Origin of the sequence: Neiella holothuriorum, from assembly GCF_019457915.1 — a bacterium.
In the GTDB taxonomy this organism is placed as follows: domain Bacteria; phylum Pseudomonadota; class Gammaproteobacteria; order Enterobacterales; family Neiellaceae; genus Neiella; species Neiella holothuriorum.
Genome location: NZ_JAHZSS010000017.1, coordinates 1 through 22,048 on the forward strand (window position 1 = coordinate 1; position 22,048 = coordinate 22,048).

Genomic DNA, 22,048 nt, shown 5'->3' on the forward strand with positions numbered 1-22,048 from the left:
CGGTAAAGGCTCAGAAGCCGTCGTCGCCCAACTTCAACAGATGCAGACGGAAATCGCATTCGGTGGACCACTGAAGAGGCTGTACTTGGAGAACCACCGACTTTTCCAGTTTCATCCTTGGTATAAAGGTTTTCCAATAAATAGTCTCGATATCTCACGATTGGACTTTCCTCTACCTTCTCGGTGCAGTCATATATTGTTAACGGAGGTTTTTCATCAACCAGAAGGCCAGTCCTTGGGTGTGTATGTTCGGGGATTTCCGTGCTCAACCACCGATAGAAGCTCAATAACGCAACTGCATGGGATTGAATCGTCTTATCGGAGGATATATCTGGATCTGCCAACAAAGAGTGAAGATATAGATTCACTGGCACCACATTGATACCATCGGGGTCTATTAAAATTGGAAGTTTATGAGCAAATGGTTTTGAGTTGTCCCTAACGTCATGGATGATCTCGCCACTGTCAGGGTGTGGCCTACTTATAAATGAGGGATATTTCTCCGTACTAATCCACATAAGACAATAGTCAAAGCCGAAGTCATCTGGAAACGACCTATTTTGTTCAATCACATTAACACCTAAATCATCCGTTATTCACACTGCTAAGCCTTCCCCCAGGGGGTTACGCGTTCATACATCTACTTTTTCAAGATATTTCTTAACCAATAGTAAAAATTGTAACCACCCCTCATCTCGACGTCTAATTTATACAACCTGAAACATTACAACATGTGATGTCTAAAGTATTTCCCAACTGTAAGCGCATAGTTAGAGGAGAATGCCAAAATGCCATGGCGCTGCATTTCGGCTTTGATCTGAAAGACGGGTACGCCCATTTTAATACCGAGTAACTTAGCTTCACGCGAGCGTGCAACCACGCAGCCGTCATTGTTGGACAGCACCACAACCGGCGTATCTTTTAAATCAGGACGAAACAGCTTCTCACAACTGGCGTAAAAGTTGTTGCAGTCCACCAAGGCAAATACAGGCATGGGACAGTCACGACTTACGGCGCATGTTTCGCACCACATTGGTGACCACACCAAATATCTCTAACTCTGCCCCTTCAGGAATATGAATGGGCTCATACGCCTGGTTTCTTGGGATCAGCTTGACGCACGGCCTTAGTTGAAGCTCCTTTACCGTGAGTTCTCCATGGATGCCAGCGATGACAATGTCACCGTGTTCTGCTTGAACAGAACGATCAACCACCAAAATATCATCTGGGTGAATCCCAGCATCAATCATTGAATCACCTTCAACACGCACAAAGAACGTTGCAGCCGGTCGCTTGATGCACAGCTCGTTGAGGTCGAGCGTTTGCTCAACATAATCCTGCGCTGGATTCCCATATGAACTCATTCTGCCCATATCTTGTCAGCTCTCTGTAGAAATTGAGGCGCTACTGAGTTCCTCCAGCGCCAAGTCGATATAGTCGCGGAGGAGGGCGCTCAATTCAGTAGGACTCCTGCCGTGTCTGAGTTCGATAGCAATGTCCTTGAGATTGGACCGTAGCGATTCAACGGCAAGCTTTGCTTTAATCAGGTCTAAGGTACTTCCAAACCTCGCCACTTCCTCGAAAGCCAAGTGAATATACGGTTCAAGACTACTGATCGAAGTATGCCCCGTGTACTCTTGAACCTTTCTCTTGAGGGTCTCACCATCCAGGAGAGCACGCCGAAAATCGTCCCCATTTTCGAATTCATGTTGCTCAATCAAAGCCACAAAAAGCTTGGTAATGAATCTATGCCGGAACATGTGTGCGCAGGCTTGCTCTTCGATCTTGGCAGCCTTGGCAAGCAGCAGTAGTTCATTCGTCAGCGTCTCGGTAGCGAGCCTTAGTCCACTACTTTCCGAAATCAGCAGATAGCCCAAGTCACTAGCGCTACCGATGGTCTTCTTAATGATCCGGTGTCGGAACTTTTCGATGAAATTTACGATCAATTCAAGGTCCATTTTGGAAACCGGCAAGTATCTGTACTCTTCCCTTCCTCCCGAGCGCTTGGCGGTGAAGACCTTGAGAACAGGCTCTTGCTTCATCTTCCTCGCGTTATAGATGTCTTCGACTCTGATGTTCGCGATCTCAACTCGCCTTGCCCCAGTAATCTCCAAAAGCTTGACCAGAATGAAACGCCGTCTTCTCTGATAGGTCGTCGTGCTCACATCCGGAATCACTTCGATCAGTTTTGCGATATTTGTAGAATTGATAGGTAAGCGCCGTGTTGGAGGCTCGGGGTTAGGAAAGGAATGGTGATGCCAATAGGTATGGACTATCTGCTTTCTCTGACCAGCCAGCTTGAACTCCTTCGTCTCAGCCCTGATCGTTCCTGCGGCGCCGACGAACGACGGTTCTAGATAGAGTTCTCCAACGAATCCTAAAAAGCCGAGGCAGGTTCTCCCTATGTTTGCCACATGGGCTGCTCTCCGTTTTCTCTGCTCTGGTTTTCGTGGATCCATTTCTCCTTGGAGCGTTCTGATGAATAGTGAAAAGCGAGAATCAGTCAACCCTATGAATGAGTAGTTGTTGTTAAAGCAAAAGCGAATAAGGTGTGAAAGAAGCTTGGCATATTGAGTAAGTGTCCCACCGCCTTCCTTACGGGAAAGTCCACGCTCAAAACAGTGCAGCATATATAGGTTCGCCTCGGTGCACGGCCTGCCATCGGGCCAACAGAGAAGCGGAATGTTATCAGCTCTGACGCTGAGGACGTGGCTATTTCGATCAACCCCGTAAGGTAATCGGAAAACATCGCTCGTTAGATTATAGAGTTTCTCATCCTTCGGCATTGGACGGGCTCTCATGTAAAGGCGTCTGAGGCCGCTTGCTTAATGAGAACATTAAAAGCAGCTCTCTACGGCGCTTTTTGAAAAGGATCAGATCTGCCGGGTCTGGGCATTTCTCGGCAAACTGTTGGGCGAGTGTTACTGATTCTCTAAAAACATTCGTAACCAGTGCGATTTCATCCCACAACTGAGAGATGGTCCTTTCCTGAGCCTTAATCTTATCTTTGAGGTCCTGCTTGGTTATAGAGGACGATGAAGGCTTGACTACGGTTGAATCGTGAATAGCTTTTGCGGCCTGGCGTCTCAGGTGATCAATAGTCGTAAACCCACCAGGGAGTATGTCATTCGCTCTGTTCTTAAGCGTATTGAGAGACATAGGAGAAATAAAAGCTTCGCTAACCGCCAGCTTTGCAAGTCCACTTTGGCTCTTCAAAGCGATCAAAAGTGTTATGTTTTCTTGATGCTCGGCGGGTGAGTGAATAATCGATTCGAGATACTCAACGCGAGAAAGAACAGATCTGTTGCTAATCTCAAGCTGAGCAGACACCTGCCGTGATGCTTTCTTCATGAATTTTCTCCGGTGATTTTAAAGAGGATCTCATGGCGCTTTCCTGTCGGTGTGTCGAAGAAGACTGGCTCTATCTTTAGCAACCCTTCCATCATTAGGTCTTCGATATAGTCTGCGACTTCATCCGACTGCATGATGGAAAATGATGACAATCCGTAACGCTCACGTAGGAGATTACCCAGATCTTCTGTGTTGCTCTGCCCTATGAGAAGTGCATCAGATGCGTATTCGGCACCGATTCTTCGCAACACCTCTCCTGGAACGGTCTCTGTGATGTAGTGATAAACATGCTCGACATTCGTATGACCCAAAAACCACCGAAGTGTGTCTAGGCCGCCAAATCCGCCGGCCCAGAAGAATGTCATAGCGAAGAAGCGTCTAAGTTGATGGGTACGAATGTAATAACGATGCCCAGTAGCGTCCTGTTGGACTTCGAAATAGTCAGAAAAGCGGTTTAGCACCTTGGCCGCGTCTACTGAACCCATCGCAGACAGGCCAACTTCGCGATAATGAGGCTTGCTGAACAGCCTATCTGAAATCGTAACTGAACTAAGCAAGGAGAGCTTCTGACGAAGATCACCCAAGCTCAGAATGCACCGGGCCGCGACATTGGGAATGGGACGAAGGACCTGTTCACGAGTCTTGCCGAAGTTCCGTTTCCGCAAGTCAAACTGTAAATAATAGCCATGGGACTTCTTAACAAGGCAGGTATCTGCCTTAAGATCCCTAAGCTCTCCAGAACGTCTGGCACTAAGCGCAGCGAGTATTATCCAGATGGCACCATAAAGTACCTCAATTAGCTGGAGCAGTCCCTCATTCTCTCTGAACCGCTTAAAAAACAGAGCGCTACCGCCTCCACGGTTCTGCCCGCGAAAATCTGCCGAGAGATCCCAGATACTTACTCCGATGTCTCGCAACCTCTTTGGGATCAGCTCTATCGTTTCAGATTGGGTCAAATCCCCGATGGCACATCCACGTGCATCAGCCTCTCGCGCCAAGGCCAGATAACCATCGATAAGGACCTGACCCAAATCTAAGTAGAACTCCACTGCGTTCCGAAACGATGAAAATACGACGTCCCGAGGCAGCGACCGGTAACGCCCGGTGCCCTTCATCTTAAGTTGCCCGAGGAAAGCTCTATTATCCAAGGCTGTTAGCGAAAGATGGTTGATATGGTCCAGCCCACAGAGCTTAAGGAGTTCCATCCGTTTAAGCGATTGTCGGTAGAAATCAACCCCAGCCTCAGAGGGAAGTGGATCATCATACAGAACCATGGACGAAACCATGGGATACTCTCTAAAGGTCTTCTCGGATGGGCTAAAGTGGAGCTCGTCCAGCACCAGCCCCCGGAATTTAGGCGTCACTAAAGTTCGCTCATGATAAATTTCAGAGTAGATACTGTTTGGAGAAACTTGATGACTAAAAAATGAATGCCCATGACTACCCGCCTTAATCGGTATGCGTTTGTAGTTTCCGTTGATCCACAGAAAAATCCTAGCCGCAACAATCTCCGACTCTGATAAGCCAAGGTTGCTCTCATCTACATCATCAACAATAGCGATTCCAGGAACCTTTGATAGAACGTACTGTGTCTCCAGCTTCGTAACCTGATGGCTGTTGAGGCGAAGGAAACGCTGTAGCTCTTCACGCGCAGCGTAGAGATTGTTCTTAGCGTACTGATCAGTAGCCAACACAGCCATGAACTCAGTTATGTCATGCGGCGTAATTAGCTTGAACTGATGGGATGCCAGTTGGAAATGCTCGGCTCTCAGGAGAAAGTAGTCGATGATACCTAAGGTCGTACGAACCCTTTGCTGTACCGTCTTCGGGGCAAGCTGGCTGCCTCCGGTGGCCAACGGATGGGACGACAGACATAAATATGCCTTTATGCTTTCCAAAAGGTTGTGATGTCTTGGGTGGGTGAGCAGTAGCCCATCATCGAGCCTAACCCTGAAATCAATAACAGTGTCTCTCTTGCCATTTTCGGCAAAACGAGCGCTCCATACTGGGTCATCGAACTTCGAATTGAGCCATTCAGCGCTTCGGAATAGTCCTAGATCCGCATCGACTGATCGCGTTATGAAGTCCAATTCGCGAGGTAGCGCGCTGCTATCATCCATAGACTAGACCCTCAAACTGTTGAGGATTCGCTATCCCCTTAGCCTTAACTAGACAACCGCGGATATATGGATCTAGATAACCATCAGATTCAATGTGAGCCTCTATCTTCGCTGCGAACTGGCTCCAGTACACAGCCGTTCCCGCCGCACGTGGGCCAGCTTGCTCAACGGCCATTTTTAGCGAGAGGAGCACACCAAGAACGCCTTCATCGATAGAAATAACGATCTCTGGATCTGACGAACCAGATATTTGCTCAGAGGAACTACTCAGCTGTTCGGGTTCTTCAGGCGGCGTTCGAAGGGCATGCGCCTCTAGAAACATATCCAACTCACTCATGCTGCTAAAGTCCGTTGCATCAAGCAGATAAGGAGAGTCCTTCATAGCGTGGACAATCACCGCGTTTTGGAAAATCCTGACCCACCGCTCTTGGAAAAACTGCATGATGGTAGGCGGCAGATAATGGTTCATGGCGACTCGTTTCGAGTTGCCTAGTGACTCTGCCATTTTCTCTATGCTTAACGACTTGAGGTAGACGAGAACACCTGCGGTAGCCCTTATCCGGGCCAGCGACAATACGGAGACCATGTCTCCTAACTCGGCGCTATGAGCTTGTATAAAGGCTTTCTGCCGGAGGATCTTGGCGAAGCTGGTCTGGTTTGTGAAAGTGTAAGGTTCCTGAAAGCCCTGACCACCCGCGACGATGAACAATCGTCGCCAGGCATCATCCCTTTTCTCCTTGAGATAGCGCCTAACCGGGGCCGTGATCTGGATAAGCAGCTCGACCACCGAAGCTGCGTCGTCGCTCAGTACAACCTCCTGTTGCTTCCCTTTCCGGTTTTTCTTCACAACAAGCACAGATCCAGAGTCGGTCTTAACAAAGCCGGTTCGCTTACCGTTTCGGTCGAATAACTCGCATTTCAATAGAGATGCCTCGGTCAGAACGGGATGCTGCGCTACTAGCCAGAGAGCGATGGGAGCAATCGCATACTTCGTCGGCATAGCCAGATTCGCCGCTAACTCCGATGTTGAAAAAGAACTCCCTGTTGCGCTTACCAAGTGGCCGCGCATAGCGTGGTCGATGATTGCAAATCCGTTGTGGGTTTCTTTTACAGTTCTGATAAGGCTGTTCATCCCCATCACAGGCTGGCCATAAGCCCGAGCAGATATTCGAGAACCTAGCGTTATCAGATCCCCTTGATCGCAGGCCTGATCAATAACGTTCAAACGATGAGCTATGTGATCAATCTCCCGTCGAGCCCACCGAACGACTTTATTGAAGTCGTCTTCGATCTGTCTGAATAGAAGCTCCGTTGCCTCCTTATCTGTGACAGACAGTGGGATCTGGGTCAAAAGCTTTTGTGATACAAGGGATTCACCATCAGCGTATCGATGGTGGCCTACTTCATGGAGGAATCGAGTGAGCTTTTTGCTCCCTTCGGGCCACACATCGCCAAGCGGGGAACACATAAGCCCTCCGCTAACCAGAACAGACTTTGCCCAACAGATGATTCTGATCCATTGGCGCTGAAGGTTTGCCAACACCCGTTCCGTCGGTTGGGTTTGGCTCCGCTCGGAGTACCCTTCGAAATGCCAGCGCTGAAAGCTCCAGAAAAGCTGATATACAAAGACTGGATCTTGGAGCACGTGAGCGTTTAAGGAAGGTCTGTCTATCGGATCATCGTCATACCAGCGCAGAAAATCATCAAATCGAGAGACCACATTAGCGTAGTTACTATAATGACTATGAGCCAAGGCGTGCTTCTTACTCTCCTGGTGTAATTCCATCGTAAAATCAGGCCCAAAAACATCGAAGATGGCTCCCATCTTTAATCGAAATGAGTTCGCGCTTCTGTCTGCGACTTGCCACCCCATGAGCTTGGCTGCTCGTACAGGGTCAATCCCAATAGCTTCAAACTGAGCGATGCATTCTCGGACCTGGCTATCTGTAAGGTCTGAATATACAAAAATATTGATAGGAGACGATTTAGACAGCTCAGCGAGGAGTTTAAAGAAATACCGGACAAGTCTCTGTCTGCCTGAGTATTTTACTTCAGCAGCCAGAAAACAGTTTGAGTAAAGCGCGCCATAGAAAAGGCGCTGAATGCTCAGAAAAGCATTTGTTCGAAGGTCTAGAGTGCTTGTGATAGGTGGATGGTTGATTAGCCACAGGAAACATTCGAAGTAGAACACAGCCCTATTAGCGCTCCGCCGCTGGGACGGCGGTAAATTAGCAAGGTGAGATTGAATTAGAAGCAAAACATTACCGGACAGAACCAGAAACTGGAAATTCTTATCTGTGTGGCCTTTCGTAATGATACCTTGGGGAAAACTTTTTGGGGAAACCCGACTCATAAAGAGATCTCACTCACCTTGCTCTACAAGATAAGCCTACTATAAAAAACTGTATATACATACAGTTTTTTATAGCGCGAGATACTGCTAAATGACCACACTGCTCAACTACGGCCGCAGATAACTACCGTATAGCCGTCTCTGAGGAGCAGCGTTAAAGGGGGAGAGGGCATACGCTCACTGTTGCTTTAACAGAGCCAACTGAAATTTCCGGAACCGGACGTTAGATGATTTTCCTGCGCATATACCGGAGTCGGCACAATGCGGACATACGGAGCGGCCTGATCGATGTCTTTAGCTGCGATTTAGCTGCCGCTATAAAGGAAGATTGAAAGAACACCTCTCATCTTATGATGCTGAGGTGCTTAGTACCCGCCAAGTTGCCTTAGTTATAAGAAGCGAAAATTTCTCTACCTATTTTGGCAATAGCTTTATTTCTCTCGTCAAACGAAGCTTCAGTCTGGGTGAGATATATCGCAACAATTAATGGCTGCTGTTCATTTGACCAAATCGCAGCGGTGATTCCCCTAGACCCAAAACCACCAGCACCCGACCTATCAGCAATTGACCACCCCTCTGGTAGCACTGAACGCAACAAGCTATCGGACACCTTGTTGCCAGCCATCCATTCAATTAATTGTTCTTTAGAGCCACTTGAGAGTTTCTCGCCATAAAGCAGTTTCCCGAGGCTTTTTACAATCGCGTTAGGTGTTGTTGTATCACGCTCATCCCCGCTTCGCGCTTCATTTAAATGAGGCTCTATACGATCCAGTCGCGTTACTTCATCACCGAGTTCTTTCATGAACAAGGTCAATTCAGATGGGCCACTAATACCGTCCAGTACTATATTAGCCGCTGTGTTGTCACTCATAACCATTGCAGCCGTGCAAGCCTGCTTGAGGGAAAAGCTCTCTCCAACAAGCTTTTCTGTTATCGGCGACCAAGTAATAAGGTCTTGTTCCTCAATCTTCACAGATCGATCAATCGACAGCTTCGCCGTTTCAACATCGTGGAGCAATTTCGCACATGCAAGAGTTTTAAAGGTGCTCATCAACGGAAAACGTGAATCGCCGTTGTAATGCCAAAGGTAACCATCAGAAACGCTGTAGATTGAGACTCCTACTTTAGCACCCAGGTTTTGCTCTACCTCTTTGATGCTGTTGACTATCAGGTCTGGAGAAGAGTTGGCAGGAATGCTGAGGGTTAAGCTGCTTAACAGCGATACAAAAACAACAAATTTGGAGTACATACGATAGTTTTTTCCTAGATATAAAGAAAGGTGTTTCCTGCTCGCGATGATACATCAAAACGAATATCGATTAAAGAATTAGCGTCTGTTATGGGTCGCGACCTGCGGTTTAAAGCAGCTTCGAGTGAAAGAGAATTGCGTCTGCTTTACCAGTTTGTTTAAAAACTCTCACGGTTCGGAGTGGGCCAGCGCTTATCGAGGCCACCGAAGTTGTTCCGTCTCGCCTGAGTCGGACAAGGCCATTTATATTATTTAGTTAACTAGCCTAACTCAACTTTGCTCGGATGAGCGCTAAGGCAACCAATTAGGGGATCCCAGCGGGGATCAGTGAAAAAACTCGACCGAGTGATAGTTGTCAACGCCGTAAAAGTAGGTATGAACGAGATTTATCTTACTATCTTATTATTTTTTCGTTATTTATTAATAGATTTCAGAACATTGACAAAAAAGAGCAATATGGGAAAAGCGCTGGTGAAGGAAAACCAGCAGAAACACGTTCCATGAACAATGGAATACGAAGGCGCTTGGCTTTGATGAAGGCAAGTGCGCCGCTACGGCCTATCAGCGAGACACTCATGACGAACCTCGAAAAATCATAATTAATACTGTTTGTTTATACAGTATCTAATGCTATGCTGATTTCTACAAGTAAAATTGTAGGTAAAACTGTAGTTGTTCGAGTAAGACGCTGTGTTGTCGGTGATTTCTTTTTTGTGTTGAAAAACTAGATGTGGGGGGATCGCTCGCCCTCGTCAAAGCCTGCAAGGCTTGGACAATACTGCTTCTGCCTACTGCTCTTGTTTCTGTTACTGATCCTGTTACTGCTACTGGTTAACGCATGGGTCAAGTAACCGTCAAACAAGGCTTGTTGAACCCTTTGCAAAGGGTTTAAAAACAGTTAGTAAAATTCTGCTTCGTATTGAATTTACTGGCTTAAAGCGAAGTCAGGAGCATCATTAAAATGCTCAGTCGAACTCAGTTCAAGCCTTTTTCAACCGTTTGAAAAGGGGTTGGCTAAGCCATACCTAAAGGGTATCGGTAAGGGTTACCTAAAGGGTTTAGCTAAGGCTTTCTGAAAGGCTTAGCCAAAGCCTTCATACATGGGTTCACCCAGTAGAAAGATTAAAAAAACGCTGAGGTATCCAAGGTGCATTTAGAAAAACCTGTGGCACAGTGAAATCACCTAAAGCGAACAATAGAATTGAAGAGGAACCATCAATGACAAGAGCCCCTGCGCCATTTCCGCTAGAGCGCCTCGCGGATATCCCAGACAGACCAGAAGATTTTAGATTGCTGGAGCGTATTCCATTAACGCGTGAGCCGCAGTCCTGGCCACTTGAACTATCTCCTGTGGTCGGTGATGAACAGCCAATGGTGCTGCTCGATACAGAGACAACTGGACTGTCTGCCGATGACGAGTCCATTATTGAGCTTGGTATGGTTAAGGTGCTTTACAGTCCCTCGGCTAAGCGGATTGTGTCGATTGTTGATGTGATCAGTTTGTATGAAGATCCCGGCAAGCCAATCCCCGAGCTGATTACAGAGTTAACCGGTATTACCGATGACATGGTGCGAGGCCAGCGCATTGATGATTCACTGGTAGCGAGTTGGTTATCCGATGATCCGCTGGTGGTTGCACACAATGCACAGTTTGATCGTCCTTTCTTTGAAAAGCGGTTTGCTGCATTAGGCCATCTATCTTGGGCCTGTTCAGCCAGTGGCATAGATTGGAAGGCGCTGGGTTTTGAAAGTCGAAAGCTTGAGTACCTGCTGCTTCGCTTAGGTTGGTTTTATGAAGGACACCGAGCCGCAACCGATTGTTTGGCGATGGCCTGGTTGTTCCATTTGTTGCCCGAGTCCGTTGCAAACTTGTTGTCTGAAGCAGACAGGCGAACTGTGTTAGTTCGTGCGTTTGGTGCGCCGTTTGACGTAAAGGACTATTTAAAAGAACGTGGTTACCGTTGGCATGACGGCGTTAAAGGTGCCAACAAGCATTGGTGGCGCGAAATCAGCGAAGACGAGTTGCCGCAGGAACAAACTTACCTGGATGATTTGTATCATCGTGGCTCAGAACATGCCCACTATGACTACAAAGATGCCCGTAATCGATTTAAAGCTTTGTAGCTCTCTACAAGGTAAGCCTTGCATATTTGAAAACCTCTGGAAAATGGAAAGTGAACTCATGGTTTAACCAACAAGAGGAATCTTTCCATGTACCAAGACACCTACATTGAATACTGGGGCGAAATCTTCGTCTCTGCCCGCATCATTGAATTTGGCATCACGTTCGAGCGCTTTCTTAAAGATCCATGGAAGCACTTGATGTCCTGTGGCCAAGACTCAGCCCCAGACGCGATTGCTGAAGGGATGTTGCCATTGCTACCAGCCCAGGCAGAGGTTGCTAGGCGCATTCGGGAGAGTGAACAACGAGCCCTGATGTCTACAGAGTCGGACAAAGGGGTATCGCATCGCGGTAACATCGTGGTGCCATTGGTTCGGGTAGCGCATTGATAGCGGCTACCAGCAATGGCATGAAACAGTGTCTTCACGCCCATACCTGAGCGGCAATTGCAATCCAGATCAAAAAGTTGCCGCTTAGTCTTCCCTACAAAATAATTTGTGATAGGATGATACTTAATAAAATTAATTAGGTTGAAGCCTATTCAGTGTGTTATGGCCATCTGTCCAGCTTCAACCGGTAGAGATTGATTAGTCATTGCGGATGAAGAGCAGCATTGAGTGGTGCTTTTCAATGTGATTACGCGATGTCGGTCCGTACTTTATAAACAGAGTTTTAAGAAACTGGTTGAATTGGATAAACAAGACGCATGACAAATGATGGTCTGAAACAAACGGTACCAGCGAGTTCACTCGCTAAAGAAGGCGCGAAAGGAAAGCCAGATAGGCTTTTGCAGATAGCGCAGTTGCCACAAGCAACCAGGGATCGCATTGCCCACATCGATTTCACTTTATTGTTTAAGGGAGAAGCGGTGCGGGCGGATTTAGTCGATCGCTTCAGCATAGCTGCTGCACAAGCAACGAAAGACTTCACAATGTACCGAGAGCTTGCACCAAGCAACATTGAGTATGACCAAAAGCTCAAGTTGCATAAACGTGGTGAAGCATTTGAACCCTTGTTCGACTATGACGTTGTGAGAACACTGGCAACCATTAGCCAAGGATACGGAGATGGCTTTACTGGAAAGGTAAAACCACCACTGGCTTGTGAAGCGCCTTATCACCTTAACAAGCCCAGTTTATCTATAGTAGCGAAAGTCACCGAGGCCATTCACAAAGGCAAAGCCTTGAGTATCACCTATGTGTCGTTATCGAGCGGTGAAACCACGCGTGAAATTGTGCCGCATACGCTGGTGGACAATGGCCTGCGTTGGCATGTTCGTGGTTTTGACCGCAAGCATGGTGAGTTCCGTGACTTTGTACTGACCCGAATTAAAGCAGCGTTTGTGCTTGAAGATTCCACTTTGTCGCCTTCTGTTATCAAAGAAACGGAGCTCGAAACCCAAGATCGGCAATGGAACCGATTTGTAGAGCTTGAGTTAGTGCCGCATCCACGTATTGAGCACAGCGAAGCGATTGAACTGGATTATGGCATGAAAGGTGGCGTGATGAAGGTTGAGATTAGAGCTGCAACTGCTGGGTACTTGCTTCGGCTTTGGAATGTTGATTGCACCAAAGAGGCTCTGCTAAAAACACCCGAATTCCATTTATGGCTAAAAAATCATCAAACTTTATACGGTGTCGGTAACCTTGCGATTGCGCCTGGTTTCGATATGGTCACAGAATAGGAAATAACATGAACAAGCAACAATTAGCTGCAAAAATCTGGGAATCAGCCAACCAGATGCGCTCAAAAATCGAAGCTAACGAATACAAAGATTACATCTTAGGTTTCATTTTTTACAAGTACCTGAGCGACCAGTTAGTTCAGTTTGTCACCAAAGAGGGCATGACACCTGAAGACATTAAAGCCCTCAACGAAGAAGACGCGGACACGGTCAAGTACATTCAAGACAATCTAGGTTATTTCATCGCTTACGATAATTTGTTTGCTACTTGGGTTGATCCTGCATTCGACTTTGACGAGTCTAACGTGCGCGATGCGCTATCCGCCTTTAGCCGTTTGATTTCTCCTACCTACAAAAAATTGTTTGAAGGAATTTTCACCACACTCGAAACGGGTCTTAGCAAACTGGGTGAAAGCGCGGGTAAGCGCACAAAAGCCATTAGTGACCTACTGCATTTAATCAAAAGTATCCCAATGAACGGTAAGCAAGGCTATGACGTACTGGGTTACATCTATGAATACCTGATTGAAAAATTTGCCGCCAATGCCGGTAAAAAAGCCGGTGAGTTCTACATAATGCCATCTACAAATTTACGGTCTAAATGTCACCTTCATATAGCTGCGTAGAGTGTTACTATTTTTAAAGTTTCACGCTAACTTCTCATTAAGTGCTTGGCCCAAATCAATAATATTGTTCCTCGCTGTAACTCCATCTTCTAACGCTTCTAAAAACCATTTCTCTGGATAAACATTCCCTCTGTATTTAAAGTCTCGTATTAAGACACCAACGTTACCCTCTTGAACTTTGAACATTCGCTGCGTCTTTAACAGGTTTCTATGTTTAATCGTGTTAATAAATGATTCCACGTAAGTATTGCTTTCATTTGAGCATACTTGCTCAGTAAGCACTGTAAGTGGGTCATTTGGTATGTCTTTTTTTAGCATTTTAACCACACGTGCAATACTACAATCGTGGACTGGAATTTTCGGCTCTAAAATTAGCTCGTTAATTAATTGCGCATAGATTTCATACATAGAACGCACATTGTAAAAAGCTGATTGTAGGTGAGCTTGAAGGATCAGAGTGGAATCATCTAGTGCGGCTCTTTCTTCACTACGAGACAATATAAATGATATTGCTTCTCTTTGACTTTTTGGCTCAATCTCTTTGAAAAGAGCGTATGCTTCACATTTGTGATAATCAAAGATGTCAATAGACCTATCGAGAGACTCAACGTAATCAAAGACACTGTGATTACCTTGATAGCTTTGAGATATCGTTTCTTTCAGCGTTTTAATGTTCCACATTGTTATGCCCTAATCATCCACAACTTCAATCGTTACATGCTGTGCACCAAGGTATGTGCCTTCATCCACTTCATAACGCAGGGTTTCATTGCAATGTGGGCAGTCAAAGGCTTCGTTTGGTTCGATGCATTCATCTTCTAGCCAATCCCAGCCAATATGCTTCTCACAAGTCGGGCATCTCATTTAGCAATCCTTATTCATTCAAATACAACTCCGCCATGCCATCGAGCTTACTTTTAACTTCTTTCCAGTGCGGCATAACACTAGTCAGCAAGCGCCAAAACTTGTCACTGTGGTTGTGCTCAGCGATATGACAAAGCTCGTGCAGAATCACGTAATCAATACACTCTTTAGGCGCTTTAATTAGATGAGGGTTGAGCATCAGGTTCCCTTTGGCTGAACAGCTTCCCCATTGCTTACTCATTGGCAATACACGAAAGCTGGGGATACCATCAACCCATGTCGCTTGAGGTAGTAACTCAGATAGGCGCTCATGGAAAATACGTTCAGCACGAACCTTGTACCAGTTGCGCACCAAAGCTTTAACCATGGCAGTTTTGTCATCGTTAAACCTCGTCAAGGTGACAAGTAACTTACCGCGAGTCATTTTTACCGTTGGTAAGGCATCTGCATCTTCTACTACCTTTAGTACATAACGACGACCAAGATAGAACTGCATCTCACCGCTGACGTAGTGTTTGGGCTGCACGTACTCCAAATGACCTCGAAACTCTTTCAGGGCATCATAAATCCACTTGGCACGCTTCATTACTGCTTGGTGAATGTCGTCAAGCTCAGCGTCTTCTGGGGTACTAACCGTGACATCGCAGCTGGGTTGCACCTTGATGGTAATGCTTCGCTTCTTTCCTTGTTTGATAGGCTTACGCAGCACCTCATAGCTCACAGCCTCATCTCCATAGATGAAGCTGTATTCCTCTTTGTTACGTTCGTCAGAGAATGTTGATGCCATTAATGGTGACCTGCTAAACCTAAGCGAGTGATTTGCACCACTTCTTCGGCAATGACCTGCGCTTTATCGACCCCTAAATCGGCAAACAGCAACGGAAGTACCTCTAGAGTGATCTGGTTTTCAATTTCTGATGGATTGATTGAAAATTCTGCCACCGCTTTGCGCACTTTCTCGTCAATCTCTACTGCATAGTTGAAGTATTGATCTTCGGTAAGACCTTGACCTTCAGCGCCATGCTTTAAGAACAATCCAAAGTAAGCTTGTACATGACGCTTAATTTTTGGATCTAGCTCTGCGAAGCGATCGGTTGGTAATCCCTCGACTTTGCGATCGATCACTTGCTCTTCGAAATCAGCAAATAGGAGATATTGCTTAACAGGCGCATCGAACATCTCTTTGGCTTGCTGAATTGCTTGTTTAAGCAGTTTCGAGAAATACTCTTGTGCATAAGGGTCGTCGGCAAGATCTTGCTCAATCATCTTAGTGACACGACCAGTGATCGCATCTTTCTTATTGCGAGCCTCATCGTCACTTAGCTCTTCTGGTTTTATATCCTTACCCATATTGCCAACTAGATAAGCACCTTTAGACTCTTGGATCTCAACGCCACCGATGTGCTTGTCTAACATGGTGCGAATACTCTCAGCGTACTCGTCGTAATCAATGGTCTCTTCTGCTTGCTCACGGACAACTTTACGCAGCGATGTCATGCTTTTTAGCGTGTCTTTGTAAATCTGGCGCTTATCATCAAAGCTCTTGTCTTCAAAGTAGGTGGCCGATTGCAGAGCGACTTTTAAACAATTAGCAAACGCAGTGAGCGTGCTATAAAAATCTTGGCGTTTTTTTAGGTTTAAGTCTGTTGGTTGACCGTCTACATATTCTATGTTCGGCGCAAATACTCGTGCCATTGCGTGTGGATCTTGTGTGTTTTTTACATCAATGAAAAATGCCCAGAGTTCACTGTATAGACCAGGCAGTTTTTTATATTCGGTGTCCATTCGGCTGTATAAGCCTTTAAGATCGTCAATATCAAATCCGCCTTGAGTACGCTCTGCTAAGTCTTGATAGTCGGCAATGGTGGCATCGAGTTCTTTTAAGATGCCTCGGTAGTCGATTAGGTAACCAAACTCTTTCTTCTGGTGTAGGCGGTTCACGCGAGCAATAGCCTGAATTAAGTTGTGCTGCTTTAGCGGTTTATCGATGTACAACACAGTGTTCTTTGGTTCATCAAAGCCCGTTAAAAGCTTATCGACCACGATCATCAAGTCAGGGTCATCATCTTTACCAAACTCTTCAATGATATGCTTGGTGTAAGCTTTCTCATCTTGGCCAAAATCTGAGTCAAGTACGTTCTCTTTCCACCAATTCTGTACCACATCTTTGCTTTCACCATCGACCGTATCGTGCCCTTCACGGGTGTCTGGCGGTGACATAGCGACAACCGAAGTCACCTTGCCAATTTGGTCAAGAAGCTTCTTGTATTGGATAGCAGACGCTTTTGAGTCGCAAGCAAGCTGACCCTTTAAACCTTGGCGTTTGAAGTTTTGGAAATGGTCAGAAATGTCATGGGCGATAAGTTCAATACGACCCTCGGTTTGATAGATTTGACCTTTCTGAGCGAACTTCTTCTTCAAGTCTGTACGCTGTTTTTCAGTGAGCTTGTCGGTGATGCGATCAAACCAAGCATCGAGTGCTTTGTCATTGGTACTTAACTCGGGGACTCGCTCTTCATACAGCAGTGGGGTAACGGTTTTATCTTCTACCGCTTGCTGCATGGTGTACGAGTGGATGATTTTACCGAATTTGTTTTCGGTCTTATCATCTTGCAGCAGCGGTGTCCCCGTAAAGCCGATATAAGCCGCTTTTGGCAGGGCTTGCTGCATACGAATGTTGTTTTCACCGTTTTGGCTGCGATGACCTTCATCGACCAGCACTATCATGTCAGGGCTGTCGTTGTAGCACTCATCAAGCTCTATTGCGGTGCCAAACTTGTTGATGATGGAGAAGATAATACGCTCATTACCCTTACCAATTTGCTCAGCAAGACGTTTACCCGTTGTAGCCATGGCAGTTTTGCGATCTTTTTCAGACAGTGCACCGCCAGAGGCAAACGTACGTGCTAGCTGATCTTCCAAATCAACACGGTCAGTGACGACTACCACTCGGCATTTGGCGAGTTCTTTAATCCAAATCAGTGCCTTGGACAAGAACACCATGGTGAACGATTTACCCGAACCTGTGGTATGCCATATAACCCCACCATTACGTGCGCCTTGCTCATCAAAAGAGGTTACACGCTCAATTAATGCTTTAATGCCAAAGACCTGCTGATAACGGGCAACGATTTTGCCCGCTTTTTTATCGAACAAGGTGAAGAGTTGGGTTATTTCCAGAAGGCGGTCATGACGAAGTAGTGATACCAATAAACGGTCTTGGTCTGTCACCATTAAATCACCGCCAGCAATTAGTGATAGGTATTCATCACGTACTTTGGCTGAACGGTGAGCAAATAGCTTATCAAGCTGCGCTGGCGTAAGTGGCGAATTTTTAAGGCGTGCAAAAGTGGCATCGGTGATCTCTTCTTCTTTCCACTTCGCCCAGAATTTACTTGGTGTGCCGCATGTACCATATAAACCTTCGTGTCCATTCACCGACATCAGCAATTGGCTATAGGCAAACAGATGTGGGATCTCATCGACTTTTTGATTGCGGATGTTTTGTGAAATACCCTCGGCAACAGTCGGCTTGCCTTCATGAGAAGAGTCTGGACGCTTGGCTTCAATCACCACCCAAGGCAGGCCGTTCACAAAGCAGACAATATCGGGAATACGATGACCCGTTCCATGAGCATTTTCTACTTCCAGCTCTTCAGTAAAGTGGAACTGGTTGTTCTCAGGGGTTTCCCAATCAATGACATTGATTGTTGGGCTGGCTTTCTTGCCATTAACAAACTCGGTTACGCCAATGCCATAGGTCAGAGCGTTATACAGTTTTTCATTAGCCGCTTTCAGCCCTTCGTTCATAGCAGGGTTGGCAAGGTCATGGACAATTTTGTCGATAGCCGCTTCCGATAGGTGATGATCTTTCCCCATGAATGAGTAGGTTTTGTGCTTGAGTACATCACGCAGTACATCAGGCAAAATAACGGTTGAAAGATTACCACGCCTAATTACACATTCACTCGGTGAAATGAACTGATAACCAAGGTTAGTGAGCAAGGTTAACGCTGGAATTTTCGCGCTTTGTTCTTCTCGGAAGTTGGGTAAATTGCCTGACATTGTCGTCCCTTATTGTCGATTCGTTTTTGTTTTTATTGTGGGTTTTGCTTTTAATGTAGTTTTCGTTTTTTTGCCTGATTGAAGTCGATGACGTTATCGGGTGTCTCTTCGTTGAACGTGTCAGGGGCAATCTCTTGATAATACTCATGGATTGCTTGGCTGAGTTCGGCATTCATCCCATCAAAATAGTCGTCGTCGGGAATCCCACGCTTAACCATTTCGGCGTGCATCATCTGTCGGCGTAGAGAACCAAATAACTGGCGGATGAGCTTGTCCTCGTTGTCGCCCAATTCGCTGTAGGTCTGCATCCAATCGATGAACATCTCTTCGTCAGGGTGAAAGTGGTATTTCTTTTGTTTGGTCGAGCGAATCAAACTGTTGATCCACTCATCAAAGCTGGCGCACTCTTGGTGGCCGTCTGGGAGAGAGCCAACTTGGTAAACCCGACTTTCAAACTGCCAAGCGACATCATTAATGTGGCTTTGTACACTGCGGTCACCGCGTTGACAAAAGAAAGGTTTAGGATGAAGTTTGATGAACTCATTGAACATCTCTTCGAAGCTCTCTTCATCGCACATTTCGAACTCTTCACCAAAGAACTGCATGTTGTTAAACAGCCGTTCCAGCAGTTGATTAGTAAACTCGAGCCAATCCCCTTTTTTAATGCCAACAAACACCATGGCGTAGCGGGTTTCGACATGCATGGCAATCAGCACTTTTTTGCGTTGAACGTTGACCGCATGCACCAACCAAGCACTGATTGGTACTGTTGGGGTATTCAACACATTCACGGCTTGAGAACCACTGACAGAATCCGTCGGCGGTTCTTCCAATGGAGAGACTTTTTTACCATTGCGCTTTACGGTGAAAAAGTCCGCAGCGGCTTTGGTGCAGTTAAACACTAACATTGTGTAATACCTAGTTTTGATAGCGCCAATAATGAGTGACGCACTGCGTCGCTCATTGGTCGAGCGTTAAGATATGCATCAAGCCGCAACGTCTTCATCCAATTTTACGCGGCGTTTACCCGTCAACAACTGCTGCATCAATGCCTTTTTCTCTTGTTTAAAGTTAGCGAGCTTAGCTTCAAGCACTTCTATTTCCTTATCGGCAGCAGTAAGGACTGAGGCGATTTTTTGTTGTTCTAATTTTGATGTCGGGTACTTAAAATCTCTCTCTTTTAGTTCCCTCATATGCCGACTATAACCAAGGTTTGGTATATCGGTGTTTAGTAAAGCGTAATAAGCAAATTTCTCATCCATTGACTTATGACTTTTCAAAACTTGAGTTCCATCTGCACCCTGTGCAAACTCAAAATCAACCCATTTAACTATTCTTGTGTGATCACCAAATATAATCACAGGTAAGTCTTTATAAGTGATTTCATTATTGGTATAGCCTCCAACAATAGATTTCCCTTGATCAACTATTGGAGTGCGCCCACTTTCTAAGTATTCTCCAGACTTCACTTGAGTCGCTTTGTTATTGGCAACCTTATAAAGTTCATTGAATTGCGAGAACTTCCACTCCCCCTCAAACGCCTTACCCGTTTCAGAATTAACCAAACGCTTCTTACCTGTTAAAAGCTGCTGCATCAGGGATTTTTTCTGCTGCTTGCTGGTTTCAATCAACTTTTCTGTGGTGCTAATCGCTTTGTCCCATGTAGAGAGGATTTTGGCGATTTTGCGTTGCTCTGGGAGTGGGGGTATTGGCAGCTTTACAGCATAGATAGGCTTCTGTGAGACAAGTGGCTGCCCCCCTTTATTTCTAAGTCTAGATAAGTCAAACTTTTTAAGTTTGCTAACCAAATACTCTTTGTCGATATCAGAAGATACTGATTTGGTATATAAGGCGTTATCAGTAATCCAACATGCTTTATCAATGTATCGCGTTACACCACAATATTCGCCGACACGTCCAATTAAAATCACAGAATCTGAAGAGTTTTTTTGACTAGAGTACCCCATGATGTTGTTTCCGCCATAGACAGGATATGGCGAATCATCAGAAAACTCTTTTTGCAAGTCAGTTGGTTTCGTATCTCCACTACCAAGCGTTAAAACATCACCTAGTTTAACTAAACTCCAACCATTAGGCACCATAACCCAACTCCTCTAGGTAACCCGCCATTTCCGCTTCAAGGTCAGTCAACTCATTTTGTAACGCCAAACGTTCACTGCGTACCGTCATCAAATCAATCTCTTCTTCTTCCTCAAAAGTATCTACATAACGAGGGATATTGAGGTTGTAATCATTCTCGGCAATCTCTTCGAGCGTAGCTAGGTACGAGTATTTGTCGGTCGTTTCACGCGCCTTGTAGGTATCAACAATCTTCTGAATATTCTCAGGCGTGAGCTGGTTCTGGTTCTTACCCGACTTGAACTCACGAGACGCATCAATGAACAGCACCTTGTTATCGTCTTTTTGCTTTTTAAACAGAAGAATAGCCGCAGGAATGCCTGTACCGAAGAACAGTTTCTCAGGTAGGCCAATTACTGTATCGAGTAGGTTTTCATCAATAAGCTGCTTACGAATTTTACCTTCACTAGATGCTCGGAATAGCACACCATGAGGCACAACCACGCCCATCCGACCCGTTTGCGGTTTTAGCGTCTCAATCATGTGTGAGATAAACGCATAGTCACCCTTAGTTTTAGGTGGAATACCACGGCGAAAACGACCAAAGTGATCATTAGCCGCATTATCATGCCCCCATTTGTCTAGCGAGAATGGAGGGTTTGCCGTTACCACATCAAAGTGTAGTAAGCCGCCTTCCTTATCCTGAAGCTTAGGGTTACGAATGGTGTCACCCCATTCAATACGGTGGTTATCTTCACCATGCAGAAACATGTTCATCTTAGCCAGCGACCAAGTAGAACCAATCGCTTCTTGGCCAAACAGCGCGTACTGCTTAGAGCCAGCGAAGTTGCTTTGAACTTGCTTACCACACTTCATCAATAGCGAGCCTGAACCACACGCAGGGTCGCAAATGCTGTCGCCCTGTTGTGGCTCTAGGATGATAGAAAGTAAATCCGACACCTCTGGTGGGGTATAGAACTCGCCCGCCGATTTACCGCTGCCTGCGGCAAAGTGTTTAATGAGGTATTCGTAGGCGTTACCAATCACGTCCAGTGAACCAACGCGGCTTGGGCGCAGGTTTAGTGTGTCTTTACCAAAGTCTTCCAGTAGGTGACGCAGGATATCGTTCTTTTGTTTTTCGTCACCCAGCTTGTCAGTGTTAAAGCTGATGTCTTGGAAGACGTTTTTAAGCTTGGTGCCGTTGGCTTCTTCAATCGCGTGTAATGCTTGGTCTATGCGTGAGCCGTTACCTGCTTCGTGGCGAGCTTCGTATAAGTCCCAAAATGTTGAACCTGTTGGAATTTTGAAAGACTGTTTCGACATCATCGCAATTATCATCTGCTCGTTACCATTGAACTGCTTTGATAGCTCATCAAACTTGTCTTGGTGTACGTCAGAGATGTACTTCAAGAACAGCATAGTTAAGATGAAGTCTTTGTAAATAGATGGGTCTACTGTGCCTCGGAAGGTGTCACAGGCAGCCCAAACGGCTTTGTTGATTTCATCTTGATTGATTGGTGTGTGTACCATTTTCC

The 22,048-nt window shown here is 45.9% G+C and carries 16 protein-coding genes and 4 pseudogenes; 4 read left to right on the top strand and 16 right to left on the bottom strand.

Annotated features, from left to right (window positions below):
* From K0504_RS13115 to K0504_RS13155, 9 genes and pseudogenes are all read right to left on the bottom strand, one after another.
* Positions 1 to 572 (bottom strand): annotated as a pseudogene (locus K0504_RS13115) (hypothetical protein); the annotation flags it as partial.
* A gap of 188 nt (positions 573 to 760) precedes the next feature.
* Positions 761 to 994: pseudogene (locus K0504_RS13120) on the bottom strand (Y-family DNA polymerase); the annotation flags it as partial.
* Positions 995 to 1,001: 7 nt separating this feature from the next.
* Positions 1,002 to 1,349, bottom strand: a pseudogene (umuD, locus tag K0504_RS13125) (translesion error-prone DNA polymerase V autoproteolytic subunit); the annotation flags it as partial.
* Positions 1,350 to 1,379: 30 nt separating this feature from the next.
* Positions 1,380 to 2,459, bottom strand: coding sequence for a site-specific integrase (locus K0504_RS13130; protein ID WP_158088367.1), 1,080 nt, complete (start codon positions 2,457 to 2,459; stop codon positions 1,380 to 1,382).
* A 313-nt stretch (positions 2,460 to 2,772) separates the two neighbouring features.
* Positions 2,773 to 3,351 (bottom strand): hypothetical protein, encoded by a 579-nt coding sequence (locus tag K0504_RS13135; protein ID WP_025441396.1) that lies wholly within the window; start codon positions 3,349 to 3,351, stop codon positions 2,773 to 2,775.
* Positions 3,348 to 5,471 (bottom strand): site-specific integrase, encoded by a 2,124-nt coding sequence (locus tag K0504_RS13140; RefSeq protein ID WP_025441397.1) that lies wholly within the window; start codon positions 5,469 to 5,471, stop codon positions 3,348 to 3,350. The genes K0504_RS13135 and K0504_RS13140 overlap by 4 nt, the downstream gene beginning before the upstream one ends.
* The gene (locus K0504_RS13145; protein ID WP_025441398.1) at positions 5,464 to 7,824 is read right to left on the bottom strand and encodes a hypothetical protein; all 2,361 of its coding nucleotides are present in this window, start codon (positions 7,822 to 7,824) and stop codon (positions 5,464 to 5,466) included. Before K0504_RS13145 ends, K0504_RS13140 begins: the two co-directional genes overlap by 8 nt.
* 385 nt (positions 7,825 to 8,209) lie before the next feature.
* On the bottom strand, positions 8,210 to 9,073 hold the full coding sequence (gene bla, locus K0504_RS13150) for a class A beta-lactamase (protein ID WP_025441399.1): 864 nt from the start codon (positions 9,071 to 9,073) through the stop codon (positions 8,210 to 8,212).
* Positions 9,074 to 9,539: 466 nt separating this feature from the next.
* Positions 9,540 to 9,650 (bottom strand): annotated as a pseudogene (locus K0504_RS13155) (UV protection and mutation protein); the annotation flags it as partial.
* Positions 9,651 to 10,291: 641 nt separating this feature from the next.
* Here K0504_RS13155 and K0504_RS13160 point away from each other — a divergent pair.
* The 4 genes from K0504_RS13160 (at position 10,292) to K0504_RS13175 (ending at position 13,505) form a co-directional block, all read left to right on the top strand.
* Positions 10,292 to 11,197, top strand: a complete 906-nt coding sequence (locus K0504_RS13160) for a 3'-5' exonuclease (RefSeq protein WP_048609065.1) — start codon at positions 10,292 to 10,294, stop codon at positions 11,195 to 11,197.
* Positions 11,198 to 11,284: 87 nt separating this feature from the next.
* Complete coding sequence (locus K0504_RS13165) at positions 11,285 to 11,584, top strand: hypothetical protein (protein WP_048609064.1); 300 nt, start codon at positions 11,285 to 11,287, stop codon at positions 11,582 to 11,584.
* A 317-nt stretch (positions 11,585 to 11,901) separates the two neighbouring features.
* Complete coding sequence (locus K0504_RS13170; protein WP_220104655.1) at positions 11,902 to 12,879, top strand: WYL domain-containing protein; 978 nt, start codon at positions 11,902 to 11,904, stop codon at positions 12,877 to 12,879.
* An 8-nt stretch (positions 12,880 to 12,887) separates the two neighbouring features.
* Positions 12,888 to 13,505 (top strand): type I restriction-modification system subunit M N-terminal domain-containing protein, encoded by a 618-nt coding sequence (locus K0504_RS13175; protein ID WP_225918136.1) that lies wholly within the window; start codon positions 12,888 to 12,890, stop codon positions 13,503 to 13,505.
* A gap of 21 nt (positions 13,506 to 13,526) precedes the next feature.
* On the opposite strand, the gene K0504_RS13180 is transcribed toward K0504_RS13175, so the two are convergent.
* The 7 genes from K0504_RS13180 to K0504_RS13210 all read right to left on the bottom strand — a co-directional run bounded on the left by K0504_RS13180 (position 13,527) and on the right by K0504_RS13210 (position 22,043).
* A complete protein-coding gene (locus K0504_RS13180) occupies positions 13,527 to 14,186 on the bottom strand; it encodes a hypothetical protein (protein ID WP_220104656.1) in 660 nt (219 codons plus the stop codon).
* Positions 14,187 to 14,195: 9 nt separating this feature from the next.
* Positions 14,196 to 14,369 carry a hypothetical protein gene (locus tag K0504_RS13185; protein WP_220104657.1) on the bottom strand — a complete coding sequence of 58 codons (174 nt, stop codon included), beginning with the start codon at positions 14,367 to 14,369 and terminating at the stop codon, positions 14,196 to 14,198.
* 10 nt (positions 14,370 to 14,379) lie between these two features.
* Positions 14,380 to 15,156 carry a M48 family metallopeptidase gene (locus K0504_RS13190; RefSeq protein ID WP_220104658.1) on the bottom strand — a complete coding sequence of 259 codons (777 nt, stop codon included), beginning with the start codon at positions 15,154 to 15,156 and terminating at the stop codon, positions 14,380 to 14,382.
* Positions 15,156 to 18,434, bottom strand: a complete 3,279-nt coding sequence (locus K0504_RS13195; protein ID WP_220104659.1) for a type I restriction endonuclease subunit R — start codon at positions 18,432 to 18,434, stop codon at positions 15,156 to 15,158. Before K0504_RS13195 ends, K0504_RS13190 begins: the two co-directional genes overlap by 1 nt.
* 50 nt (positions 18,435 to 18,484) lie before the next feature.
* Positions 18,485 to 19,342: a DUF6933 domain-containing protein gene (locus K0504_RS13200; RefSeq protein WP_220104660.1), complete on the bottom strand. Its 858-nt coding sequence runs from the start codon at positions 19,340 to 19,342 to the stop codon at positions 18,485 to 18,487.
* A gap of 78 nt (positions 19,343 to 19,420) precedes the next feature.
* Positions 19,421 to 20,536 (bottom strand): restriction endonuclease subunit S, encoded by a 1,116-nt coding sequence (locus K0504_RS13205; RefSeq protein WP_220104661.1) that lies wholly within the window; start codon positions 20,534 to 20,536, stop codon positions 19,421 to 19,423.
* Positions 20,526 to 22,043, bottom strand: a complete 1,518-nt coding sequence (locus K0504_RS13210; RefSeq protein WP_220104662.1) for a type I restriction-modification system subunit M — start codon at positions 22,041 to 22,043, stop codon at positions 20,526 to 20,528. Before K0504_RS13210 ends, K0504_RS13205 begins: the two co-directional genes overlap by 11 nt.
* Positions 22,044 to 22,048: the final 5 nt, after the last annotated feature.